At 43.9% G+C, this 12,605-nt stretch carries 10 protein-coding genes; 5 read left to right on the top strand and 5 right to left on the bottom strand.

Annotation, left to right across the window (positions count from 1 at the left end):
* Positions 1 to 25: 25 nt before the first annotated feature.
* Complete coding sequence (locus RID09_RS04745) at positions 26 to 166, top strand: hypothetical protein (protein WP_446334802.1); 141 nt, start codon at positions 26 to 28, stop codon at positions 164 to 166.
* A gap of 412 nt (positions 167 to 578) precedes the next feature.
* Here the strand turns inward: RID09_RS04745 and RID09_RS04740 are convergent, their stop codons facing one another.
* Complete coding sequence (locus RID09_RS04740) at positions 579 to 2,564, bottom strand: NACHT domain-containing protein (protein ID WP_446334801.1); 1,986 nt, start codon at positions 2,562 to 2,564, stop codon at positions 579 to 581.
* 105 nt (positions 2,565 to 2,669) lie between these two features.
* Between RID09_RS04740 and RID09_RS04735 the strand changes: the two genes are divergently transcribed.
* Complete coding sequence (locus RID09_RS04735; RefSeq protein ID WP_446334800.1) at positions 2,670 to 2,849, top strand: hypothetical protein; 180 nt, start codon at positions 2,670 to 2,672, stop codon at positions 2,847 to 2,849.
* Positions 2,850 to 3,291: 442 nt separating this feature from the next.
* On the opposite strand, the gene RID09_RS04730 is transcribed toward RID09_RS04735, so the two are convergent.
* Positions 3,292 to 4,908, bottom strand: coding sequence for a helix-turn-helix domain-containing protein (locus RID09_RS04730; RefSeq protein WP_446334799.1), 1,617 nt, complete (start codon positions 4,906 to 4,908; stop codon positions 3,292 to 3,294).
* A gap of 354 nt (positions 4,909 to 5,262) precedes the next feature.
* Between RID09_RS04730 and RID09_RS04725 the strand changes: the two genes are divergently transcribed.
* Entirely contained in the window at positions 5,263 to 5,385 is a 123-nt protein-coding gene (locus tag RID09_RS04725; protein WP_446334798.1) for a hypothetical protein, read from the top strand.
* Positions 5,386 to 5,870: 485 nt separating this feature from the next.
* Here the strand turns inward: RID09_RS04725 and RID09_RS04720 are convergent, their stop codons facing one another.
* Positions 5,871 to 5,996 (bottom strand): hypothetical protein, encoded by a 126-nt coding sequence (locus tag RID09_RS04720; RefSeq protein ID WP_446334797.1) that lies wholly within the window; start codon positions 5,994 to 5,996, stop codon positions 5,871 to 5,873.
* A gap of 366 nt (positions 5,997 to 6,362) precedes the next feature.
* On the opposite strand from RID09_RS04720, the gene RID09_RS04715 reads away from it, so the two are divergent.
* Both RID09_RS04715 and RID09_RS04710 read left to right on the top strand, forming a co-directional pair.
* A complete protein-coding gene (locus tag RID09_RS04715) occupies positions 6,363 to 9,377 on the top strand; it encodes a PAS domain S-box protein (protein ID WP_446334796.1) in 3,015 nt (1,004 codons plus the stop codon).
* 338 nt (positions 9,378 to 9,715) lie between these two features.
* The gene (locus RID09_RS04710) at positions 9,716 to 10,948 is read left to right on the top strand and encodes a hypothetical protein (protein ID WP_446334795.1); all 1,233 of its coding nucleotides are present in this window, start codon (positions 9,716 to 9,718) and stop codon (positions 10,946 to 10,948) included.
* A 139-nt stretch (positions 10,949 to 11,087) separates the two neighbouring features.
* Here RID09_RS04710 and lpxD read toward each other — a convergent pair whose 3' ends face one another.
* Entirely contained in the window at positions 11,088 to 12,128 is a 1,041-nt protein-coding gene (lpxD, locus tag RID09_RS04705; protein ID WP_446334794.1) for a UDP-3-O-(3-hydroxymyristoyl)glucosamine N-acyltransferase, read from the bottom strand.
* 68 nt (positions 12,129 to 12,196) lie between these two features.
* Positions 12,197 to 12,583: a hypothetical protein gene (locus tag RID09_RS04700; RefSeq protein ID WP_446334793.1), complete on the bottom strand. Its 387-nt coding sequence runs from the start codon at positions 12,581 to 12,583 to the stop codon at positions 12,197 to 12,199.
* Between the last annotated feature and the right edge of the window lie 22 nt (positions 12,584 to 12,605).

Here is a 12,605-nt window from a genome sequence, read left to right as displayed (position 1 = left end):
CTTCTCGTCCTCTTTATTGTTGGCAGTGAACGCTTACCATAAAATTTCTCTCGGTGCTGTATCTGATTTGACGTATCGTTGGCGTTTTCGCTTACGGCTAAATCATAGTGGTTATGAGTACGGATTGACAACTGGGGAGCAGGTGGATGTGCGATTGGTTGATTGATTGGGGTTACTTGCGGGTAGTAAGGGAAACGCAGAGGGGCGCAGAGGGAAAGCGCAGAGGTTCGCAGAGGGGTTTGGGGGTAAGTCTCATCAACCGCCTTGGGTTTAAACCCAAGGCTCAAAGCGAAAGTCAGCTAAAGCTGACTGGACTAAGAATAATGGCACTAACTTAAGCCTTTTGGAATCGCCGGAACTCTTGCTATGTCATAGGATAGACACTATCTATTAGAGTTAAGTTAGTACCATTCGGATTAAGAGTTTTAGTCCACTTTAGTGGACTTGAGCTTTTAGCCCGGAGTTTGAACTCCGGGCGGGTGTCGGGGCGTACTTTCAATCAGTGCTATTCAAATGAAATTAGAGAGTTCTGCGAGTAGGATTGAGTTTTGATTAGGGAATGGGTGATGGGGTTGAGTTCAGTTGGCGTGGGATTTTCGCTTCTCAATTTCAGGGATGGGTAATAGTAAGTTTTTTTCAATCTCTTGGCGCACTTCTGGAGATACTGCACAACTACTATTCAAACAATCCATTAGTAGTTTATTCGCTTGGTAGTACCGTCGCAGCACATTTATCTGCGGAGTGTTGAAGCATTTATTTTTATTAAAACTTAATAGCCACGTCCAAGTCTCGTAATATTCTCTAACCACTAAAGAATTGTATTGAACGTCACCTTTTAAGGTTTTATTAGGGGCGCATCTTAGAAGATACTGGTACAACTGTTCATCATCCAATATAATTGCATCAATTTGCTGTTTCATTAAAATCAACAAATCATTAGCATTTAGCGACATCTCAACGGCTATAATAAATACTTCCCGCCAGCGTACCTCTGTCAGATGCTCGACTAAACCTTGCCAATCAGCATGGTACACAAACCATTTTGCCGTAAAATACTCGTGAAACGTCAGATGAGAAAACGAATAAATACCCCTGGCTCGTTCGACTAATAATCCATGTTGGGCTTCAATCGACTTTAAAACTGCCTCACTATCTAATAACAACGCATCTGGATCAGTTTTAGCATCGGGTAAATTGCGAATGTAATCAGCAATATACTGCTCAATATCTCTTTGCTTAAATAAATATTCTCCCTGCTCAAAGGTAGCAAAAGCAACTTCACTCAATAAATCCTCTTTACGCTGGACTGACAATTTCTTGTAAACCTGCTCTCGTACAATCCGCCGTTTAGCATCCCATTTCCGCAAAAGTGTATGAATAGCTCGACTGTACAATTCAGCACGGTTAGCTGGAAATTCTCCAGAATCTTCAAATTCTATACACAGTAACGTCAACAACAGTGGATTGCTTGCCAGTTCTTTAATAGGTTCGTTATCTTCTAATTGTTCTATAAAATAGTCAGCTAAATCTGATTGTTTAGCCTGAAACCATTTGGTAGCAAATGTGCGAATCTGCTTATCGTCAAAATCATCAACCTCAACGTCTGTGAACTTTTCAAAGGTATACTCTCGTGCAGCAATCCGACAAGTAATGATAAAGGTGTTAGTATCATAGTCTTCGGTAAAGGCTTGAATCTGAGTTAAGACGCGATCAGCATCTTCTTCCCTAACTTCATCTAAGCCATCCAGCAGAATTAACCCTCTTCCGTGTTGAAGAATTGCAGAGACTTGGTTTTCTGTAACATTGCCGTTATCGAATATTTGATTAATATAGGTTGTCAGACTTGGCTGGTTTTGAGTTTCGGCAAATTGCTTAAGCGTAATAAAAATAGGAACTTTATCCGTCAAAACCTTAGATTTAGTACATTGAATCGCTAAATAGTTGAGAAACGTTGTTTTTCCCGCACCCGGTTTACCTAACACCATCAACTTGTCATATTTTTGGACGGCTTCTAGTCCCGGTATTCGTTCCTCTTTTACTTTTCCAAATCCTAGGCGGTCAAAGCTTTCGACGTCTAGATTACAACCTTGCATCAATTCATTAATCCCTAACCGCCTACGCCCAATGACTTTTTCTAGAATATTGACTTTGGTATAAATATCCTTCAACCCAATAAGTTGAGTCATGTCCAGCACTTTCATTGTGCCACAATCCTTTTGAATGCTGGGTTTGATTTTCTGGCGTATTTCTTGCACCAGGGTATCAATCTCTAACTCATGAGTAGGAGTCTGAGGAGTTGAAGTGGGATTCGAGGCTTGATACTTCTGGATGAGAAAATGATTCAGTTTCGGAACCTTATTTGGACTCTTACCACCAATGCTGAACCTTTTATAGACACCACTCATGCGAGTGCGAAAGGCACCCGGAGAGATATGAAGAGATTCCGCGATCGCGTCTACATCCCCCTGACGACTGAAACGTGCCACAAATGCCTCTTCCTGTTCCGGGGAAAGCTCATGGAGGCGAGCGAGTTTGGTCAAAAAGTCCTGGGGTAGCGGTTGCATGAGACGAATGTTAGGCTATGTTAGCCATGTTAGCCTAAGTTTCAGCGTAATCTCTTAATTGCAACGGCGATAGTAAGAAGCAGTTGAGTTAAAAGGTTAATTCAGATGACTAAACAAACAAACTTGAGTGCTGCTAAAATCATTTTTGCCTTGCATATTCTGCTGACACCTGTGGTTCTGGGAACTGTCAGTTACTGGGTGATTAAGTCTGAATTTCAGGGAGTGATTCAATTGAAACTAAATCGCGATGGGGGTGAAGTCCTGATTGATCGGCGTTCTGAGTAAAAGAACCTGGCGTCTGTGTAGGGGCGGGTTTCACTATTATCTTTTTGGTTACACCCAAATGTGACTAAACCCGCCCTGACTTGACCTTTGATTTCGCTAGCTGGTCAGTTATAGCAATGGTGCGTTACGCTCCGCTAACGCACGATGGCGGCGTGACCCAACTAAAATAGGGCTTTATTTGTAGTAAGCACTTTAGTGCTTTAACGCATAGCTGGAGAGGGCTAAAGCCCTGACTACGAACCTAATTAAATACAATGAGAGGGATAGGATAATGATACAAGAAATCGGGGAACAATTGGATGCGATCGCGTGGCTTCAATTCCTACTTGATAATTAAGCTTATATGTAGGGTGGGCAATGCCCACCTACCACTATAAATAAGAACCCATCATGATAGAGACGTTGCATGCAACGTCTCTACAACTGTGCTATCCCTGAACTATTATCCAGAACTCAACTCAGCCAAACCCAGCACTTTCTGCAACAGTCGTTGGTCTTCTAATTTAATCTGAAAACGTCCCTTTTCAATATCCCGAATCCAGCTTTGGCTTTTACCCGTCAATTGCGCCAAGTCTCGTTGACTGAGTTGGTTATGTTTTCTCGCCGCAATAATATCTGCGCCCGAAAGTACAGGCGATGAATGGGATTTAGTTTTGCGTTTTGTCAATCGTACCTTGTTCGGCTCAACGGTAGTCAGCGCATGTTCCCATTCTGCCTTCAGTTCAAACCATAAAATCCGGGCTTTCATTAACAGATTCCATTTCCCACGGGGCGCTGCATCGGTTAACCGCCTCTTACTATTTCCATCTTGAATCCAAAACTCTAACGCCGCATCAGCATCGTCGGGGAGATCCCCTAATTTCGCCCACATAGGTTGAATCTCTGGTAAATACGTCACCGGATCAAACACAGGTTTAAGTCCATAATGACTGAGAACCTCTAAATCAGTTTCAAATGTCCGCACCAGACGTTTCCGTTCATCTCGTTGGGAAGACGCCCGCAGGAGTTTGTCCTCACCATAAGCTACTCGCATTAATGTGGGTACAGTAATCCGCTGTCGCTTGCCGATTCTGGTTTTAAACAGCAGCCACAACATCATCCGCGTCGCCCCTTCATGATGTTGCCAGTTACTCATCACGGCGCTGAGTAAGGATTGAGGCAGATTGCCATACTGATAGAAAGCGGTTCGGTTTTGACAGCCTTGCCGATTTAAGAAATACTTTGCCCAAATCCCAGCCCTAACCCGAAAGGTTAAACCAACTAAATGTTTGTATCCTTGTTCGTCTTCCTGAAAATGATGTTCAATTGGCTGTAGATGCCACAAACGGCTTTGGGGAATACTAAATTCTGGAACTTTACCTTGCTTTGACCAATGAGCGCCGATGCTAATTTTGCAGGGCTGCTGGGCAAGATGTTTGATCAAACTTAATTTAGCCGCTTTACTCAAATCTGTGCGTTTCTCTAATCCCAAATAGTTCTCAATTTGCACATCGTTGAGGGTAAACTCTTCTTGCCAAGGTTTTTCCAATGCTGTCGCGTATGCAGCATAAATGAGATGGAGACAGGTGGCTTTGATATCCATCGCCTCAAGAGTCGCCTGTGCTTCGTCAGCGGATAAAGCTTCAGTTGAGTCTGTATCGAATGTATCGGTTAGGCAGAAGTCTACTTTACATTTACCTTGACTAACCTGTCGCTGATAACAGAGTTTTCCGGAAGCATCAGTGTGCCAAAGAAGGGAAAGTCCCTGTGCCAATAGGTTGCACGCTTCCCAGATGACGATGGAAGAGGCAAATGGATTGGTTTTGTCATTGGCAAATAAGTCGGGACTGGTGGGAGTCCTTTCATTGAGCTTGTATCGTCCCTTTTTTCCTTGAGAGGGAACTGGAGAACTGATGGGACAGTGAATCACGCATTGAGGTTCGGGATAATACCCTTCACAGTTGTTACACAGATTTGGATCAATCCACGTCTGGTTATCCTTGATTTTGATTGCACCCGTTGGACATTGGGAGCGACAGGTATCACACCCAGTACAGCTTTGTGAAAGTTTATAAGCCATAACATTATCAGACTACTGCAAAATTTAATCTTTAATAGGTAAAATGCTGGGTTCTAGGGGAACATTTAGATGGCTTATTAATTTGATAGGGATTGAGTGACGGCAAATTCTAAAATAGACGACTGCCACCGATGACTAGCTATAGACTGTTGCCTCAAATCACTGATCGATTCATGGCATTTTGTTTATGCTTATCAACAATCTTTATGATCAAATCGTTACAGGTTCCCTTCAGGATATTTGTTCAACCTGAGCAATTATTAATTTCTTAATATTTGTTTTATTAGGTAACACTTTTTACTACTTTTTTATACTAAAGTATTACTGTAGAGAAGGTGAGATGGCTAGACGTAAATGAAACGAACCACGATTACGATCAAAGTTACTATCGAGCAAAAGCAGCAGCTTAAACAGGAAGCAGACAAAGATAAGCGAACGCTGTCTAACTACATCAAGGTCAAACTCGGCTTGCTGTAATTGATCCAGATTTATGTCAATCCTGGGTCAAAATGGTTGTTTTTGCTAAGAAATGCCCAATTTTGATGTCTAAGAGGAGGATTTAACCCTTTCTATCTCGACTGATTGGTTTTGGCGACGGAACGCCAACTGAAGCTATTTGCGATTTGCATCAGTGTTATGCAAAGCTTACTCAGACGTTACTAAACAGTGACAAAATAGCGATCCCATTACCTGGGCAGCTTGCCACTCCTTAACTATCTAAGCACAGAGGATTTCGGAGTTTGTAGAGCGCTATTGGTTTCGTTAAATATTTGGCTTATCCATCAATCAAACAGTCCGAGTGTGGCAAGTTGTCTTTCTCTATATAAGAGAGTATTCTTTTGCGAAAATTGTTATTTTGTAGCGTAGTTAACTGAAAAATATAACTTGATACTATACCAGATTCAATCTGAATTTTTACTCAATTCTTTTTGGTATCAATTTTAACAAATTCCCGGCATAATTTAGGCTAATTCTTGGGATAGGTTTAGTAATATCAGGGCGAGAAAAATAAGGATAATAGTAAAACCCGCCCCTAGGGAAAAACTCAAAACTGTAATCCAAGCTACCAATGCTCCCAGAGGTGCCATTTAAGTCTCTACCTTCCACGGAATAGTTTTATTGAGAGAAAAATTAGCACATCTGTTTCGAGCCCATCACTTGCCTTATCATAGAGACTTAGTTCCTTGCCAACGGTCAACTGCTCCTCGGATCAGCATCTCAGAATTGACCGCTCCTACTACTGACAGGCTTGGGTACGCTGGGTGACAGGCAAGTAATTTGAGCCAAGGGCTTTACAATTAGTTACATGACCAGGGATAATCTCATACTGGGAAATTTATTAGTCTTATTTATGGTCAAGACGATAAAATTTAATAAAATTTTAAGCATTCAACCGTCCACTCCCTCAAAACCCCCGCAATAGTTGAGCCACGCATCTGAGTGTGGAGAAAATCATGGCTATTCTACCCAATTCCCTTGAATCCACCCCAAACTCCACCAAAGACCAACAGACACCCGAATCGCTGCAACAGAGCGAAGCCCGATTTCAGACGTTAGTTGCCAATATTCCGGGCGCTGTTTACCGTTGTACCTGGGACTCGGTTGGGACGATGACGTTTCTAAGTTCAGCGATTCAGCCTATTTCTGGCTATGAAGCGTCTGAGTTTATTCACAATCGAGTACGCTCTTTTCACAGTATTATCCATCCTCAAGATCGCCGCCGCGTTGAGGAGATTGTGTGGCAAAGTATTGACAGCCAACACCCCTATACGATTGAGTACCGGATTGTCCGTGCTGATGGCAAAATCACTTGGGTCTATGATCAGGGTCAAGGGATTCTGGATGAGAACGGTGTTGTCCAATGGCTCGATGGTGTGATCCTGGATATTACTGAGCGCAAACAAACTGAAATCCAATTGCGGGAGACACAAGCCTTCCTCAACTCCGTGGTGGAGAATCTCCCTGTCGGTGTCTTTATCAAAGATGCCAAAGATTTGCAGGTGATGTGCTGGAACAAAACCAGCGAAGAACTGTTGGGTTACTCGAAAGCCCAAGTCTTGGGTAAGAATGACTATGATTTTTTACCTTACGAACAAGCCCGACTCTTACGGGCGAAAGACCGACAAATTCTCACCGATGGTAAATTAGTTGATATTCCCGAAGCTCCCCTAAACACGCCCCATCGGGGAGAACGCATCGTCAATACCAAAAAAGTCCCCTTGCTGGACGAAAAAGGTACGCCACAGTATCTATTGGGGATTGTTGAAGATATCACTGAACGCAAGCAAGCCGAAGCCGCACTGCAAGAATCGGAACGTCATTATCGCTGTATCGTGGAAACCGCATCCGAGGGGGTTTGGGTGTTTGATGCGAATAACCAAATCACCTTTGCTAATACTCGCATGGCGCAAATGCTGGGTTATCCCATTGAAGAAATGCTGGGGCTATCGCTGTTTGATTTTATTGACACCGAATCCCAGGCGCTGATCCAAACCTACTTAGAACGTCGCCGTCAAGGAATACAGGAACGCTACGATTTTAAGTTTCGCCGCCAAGATGGATCAGATCTGTGGGCGATTATTTCCGCGACGCCACTGTTTAATGATCAGGGTAGCTTTGTCGGGGTGCTGAGAATGATTACCGACATTAGCGATCGCAAACAAGCCGAGGAAGCCTTACAAGAAAGAGAACAATTTTTAAGCAGTATCCTCAATGGTGTAGAAAACTCAATTAGTGTCGTCGATGTTCATCAACGCCAGAGTGAACCCAATCCATCTTGGGAATTCCGTTATCTGGATGTGAATCCGGCTTACGAACACTTAATCGGTATCCCCGCCGAACAACTACGCGATCAACCCTTGGATGCTATCTTACCACCAGACCTGGCAGTAACGATAAGCGAACGCTACAACACCTGTGTTCAGACGGGAACATCAATCTCTTATGAAGAATGTTTTGGCGTACAGGGACAAGAAAGTTGGTGGATTACCACACTAACCCCCCTGCGCGATCGACTTGGACATATTTATCGGGTGGTGAGTACCAGTACCAACATCACCCAGCGTAAGCAAGCGGAACAAAAAACGGCGCGATTGACCGCGATCCTAGAAAGTACCACCGATTTTGTCAGTATGTGTGAACCTGATGGGACTTTCCTCTATATTAATCAGGCGGGTCGGCAAATGGTGGGACTTGATCCAGAACAGGAGATCAGCCATTTGCAGATTTGGGATTTTCATCCCCAGTCGGTGAAGCAGCATTTGTTAGAGGAAGGATTACCCAAAGCGATCCAAGACAAAGTATGGCAGGGTGAAACCTCACTCCTGCATCAACAGGGTTGGGAAATTCCCGTGTCTCAGGTGGTGATGGCGCACCAAGGCGCAACCGGAGAGGTGGAGGTGTTTTCCACGATTATCCGGGATATTAGCGATCGCAAACAAGCTGAGGAAGCCTTGCGGAAATCTGAACATCAGTTACGAGTCAAAAACCACGATCTCCAGCAAACCTTACATCAACTCAAGCAGACTCAAACCCAACTCATTCAACAGGAAAAAATGGTCAGTTTGGGTCAAATGGTTGCGGGAATTTCCCATGAAATCAATAACCCGATTAGTTTTATTGCTGGGAATATTACCTATACTCGTCAATATGGGACTGAGTTGTTGCATTTATTACAACTCTATGCTAAGAATTATCCCGAACCAGTTGCCGAGATTCAAGCAGAGATTGAGGCGATTGATTTAGACTTTGTGAGGGCAGATTTTCCCAAACTCTTGAACTCCATGCAAGAGGGTGCCAATCGCATCCGCCAAATTGTGCTATCCCTGCGGAATTTCTCCCGTTTGGATGAGGCGGAGATTAAGCCGGTGGATATCCATGACGGCATTGAAAGCACATTACTCATTTTACAGCATCGACTCAAATCAACACTTGATCGTCCAGAAATTCAAGTTCATAAACACTATGGTCACTTACCATCAGTGGAATGCTACGCCAGTCAGCTTAATCAGGTGTTTTTGAATATTCTGGGAAATGCTATTGATGCGTTACACTCCCAACCTGAACCCGGAAGAATTACGATTTGCACCCAAGTGAGTTCTCAGTTTCCTGTTGTACCGTTAGAGGAGTCACCGGAAAACAAATCCCAGCAACCTCAATCGAGCGAACGGGTGATTATCCGGATTGAGGATAATGGCCCGGGTATCCCCGAAGCGATTCAAAATCAAATATTTAATCCCTTCTTTACCACCAAACCCATTGGTACAGGGACGGGTTTAGGGTTATCGATTTCCCATTCAATTGTAGTGGATAAACATGGGGGTAAATTAACCTGTATTTCCCAACCGGGTCAAGGGACAGAGTTTATAATTGAGTTACCCGTGAAGCAAAAATCGCTCTCGTCTGGGCTGATGTTTTCCTTTGGGGAATCTTTAAGATCATCGCCTAGCTTTGTTCAGTCGTCAGCGTGAGTTAGCACAGACGTTCCGCCGGAACGTCTCTACAAATCTACTACCTAAGAGATAAAGGGAGGTCACTTCATTGGATTTGGTATAATGTACACCCTAGCGACTACCCCTCATGGCAATACCATCCGCGCTAATCGCCACGTTAAGTCAGGCAGTTTTTTCATCCGTCACCTATTTAACCGGAATGAAAAAAAACACACAGAAATATTTAAATAGGCTTTACACCACTTTTTTACTATGAAGTTATGATGTGGATATAAAAAATAATCAGCAAATGCGGCGAAGTTGACATGAGGACAGCTTGCCCACAACCATTGCTCTGATAACCCGACTCCTGAATTATGCTGAAAACTACTCAACTGGTCAAAAAAAGTTCAGTCGAACCCCTCGTCAAGCTATGGGCGGAACGTTACGTGCCAGACTTGTCAACTCTATCTTCAATAGAAGGGGGGTTGACTCCCACTGATTTGATAGCAGCATCTTCTAGAGAAGGGCGAATTCAAACCGTTGCCGAAATGCGGCGCTTAGTCCAAATCCACTGTGAACGCGCTGGGATGAAAACCAATGCTCTTTTCTCTTATGTCCCTAATGTTGTGAATTTAGCTGAAGCTCGGCGATTGGCTCAGTTTGGAGCAAAGGCTTATTCCAAGGCAATGGATGTTTACTTGCAGCAATCGCCATCTACCTCATCCCTAGCTGCAATGCGATTGACACTGACTCAAAATAACTCCGAAAAAGTAATTGATTTCTCAAGCAAAGTCTTTGCAAATTGGGCGAAACAAGCCCTAGAACTACCTGCCATTGAACAGCTCTACACGGAGATTGAACCCTCATTATTGGAACTTCAAGAGCAACATCTCGTCTCAAAAGACCCGCGCACAATTGGCTTTATCAATACCCAGTTTCACTTCAGTGCCGCATTAATCCTCAAAAAACTCACCCTTGCCGAGCAAGTGTTGATCAGCCCCTATCTGAAGTTTATCGAAGAGCAAGCTTGTATTCCCTGGAGACGGGTATGTTCAGCTGCTGCCCAGCATGAGCCGAGTTCACCTATCTTAGCCATTGTCGAACAGATGCTACCGCTCAGTCACGAAATTGCCAACAAAGTTTACAGTCAATGCATCGAATTATTCCCTCATCATCAAAGCCGTCGAGGTGGACTAATTGACCCAGGTGTAACAGCCTCTACAACCAGAGATCTAAATATGTTCCAAAGCTATTTATGGTTGTGTGTGCTAGAGGAAAGTATGGCAGCAGTGGAACAAGAACTCGTGCCTTTATGTGTTATGGTTTTTCCTAGTGTAGATGTAGCTTGGGATCTGGTAGCGGATATGACCCAATTACTCATAGATGAAGTGCTCGACCGTATTCCAGCAAACTCAAAACATCTAGTACAACCCTATGCTCACACCATGAATGAAATCTTCTCCAATCTTGAGCAGAAAGCCGATGAACTTAGTCAAGGATTGTATAAATTCGTTGCCGATTCAATGCGACTGACAATGAGACACTCTGCTAAATCTGACACTGGGGATTGGTCATTGGAAACGGATCAAAGCCATAGCCCAGCCTAGTCAATATAACGTATAAATAAATTTTCGGGAAAGAATTTTATAGAAATTCAAAACTCGGTCAGGGCGGGTTTTGTACAAAGGTTACTATCAATAGCGACAAGAAAGTTCCATTACCCGCCCCTACAGGCTCAACACTCTCTCATCCCTTGTGTTTCTGTAATTGCTTCAACATCTGATACATTTCTGGTAACCGATTATAAATCGCGGATACTTTTAAATATAATTTATGGGGAACAGCGGGAGTACCAGAGACAATCGCCCCGGCTGCTACATTATTATGAACCCCTGTTTTCGCCGTTACGATCGCGCCGTCACCAATTTTGGCTTGATTAGCAATCCCCACTTGACCGGCGAGGATCACCTGATTCCCGACGTTAACACCTCCAGCTAAACCGACTTGCGCCGCGATCGCACAAGCACCCCCGACTTGACACCCATGACCAATCTGGACTAAGTTATCAATTTTAGTATGATGACCAATCCGAGTTTCTCCCACCGCCGGACGGTCAATCGCCGTATTACATCCCACTTCCACTCCATCTTCTAAAACGGTGTATCCTGATTGTTCCATTTTGAACCACCCCTCTTTCGTGGGGACAAAACCAAACCCTTCGTCACCAATTACCGCACCGCTATGGATTACACAATCCGCCCCAATTTGGCTACGTTCATGAATAGTACAGTTAGCATGTAAGATGGTGCGATCGCCGATTTGCACATCGGGATAAATCACCACATTCGGATGAATACAAACCCGATCACCAATCTTCACCCCCGCCTGAATCACCACATGCGCCCCAATATAAACCCCATCCCCTACCTGCGCCTCTGGGTGAATCACAGCACTGGCGTGAATTTCCGGTGCAGGTTTCCAGGGTTGATAGAAAAGCGCGATCGCACGGGCAAATAATAGTCTGGGTTCAGATACCCCCATCCAAGCGATACCGCGTTCTGTGGCTTGTCGTTGTAACTCTTCATCTGGGGGTAAAATTAAAGCACTCGCCTTGATGGTTTTCACCCTTGCGGCAAACTTCGCTCCCTCAATATAGCTGATCGCACCCTTGGTGACTTGATCAATGGGGGCGATACCTTGAATCTCTGGATTACAATTGGGATTAACCGATAGACTCGTGCGATCGGTGTCTATATTAAGTTTTTGTACCAGTTCACTAAATTTCATTTTAGTCAGGATTCATGGTTAATCGTTCATGGTTCATTCTTAAGCCATGGATAGTTCTGGGAACGGGTTCAATTTCCAATCGGTCTATTATAGTTAACGGTTACCGTTCCATTGTTTTGATTAACAGTTACGCTAGTTTCTACAGTGTACCTTGTCGCACTAGGAAGACGGCCTTTAAAGGTAAACGTTACTGTACCATTGTTATTTTCTATATAAGGTGCATCTTGTACCGGACCATGCATCGCCGCTTCAGCCCGATATCGCCCCAATCCACCATTAATACGTTCAGCCGCTTGTCGGGCTAGATTTTTCGCCCGATTCAGGTCAATATAATATCCGGGATCTACGTCTGGAGAAGATGCAGGCGATCGCGGCGATGTCTGGGCTATGCCATTGACAGCATTTCCGGCAAATGTCACCAAAGTTAGGGCAGAAACTATTAGGATTTTATACATACTTCTATCCTCACAAGTTTGA

The organism is Coleofasciculus sp. G1-WW12-02 (genome assembly GCF_040219735.1).
Taxonomy (GTDB): Bacteria; Cyanobacteriota; Cyanobacteriia; order Cyanobacteriales; family Coleofasciculaceae; genus Coleofasciculus.
The sequence above is the reverse complement of the archived record's forward strand: the minus strand, read 5'-3'. Positions and strand labels throughout refer to the sequence as shown.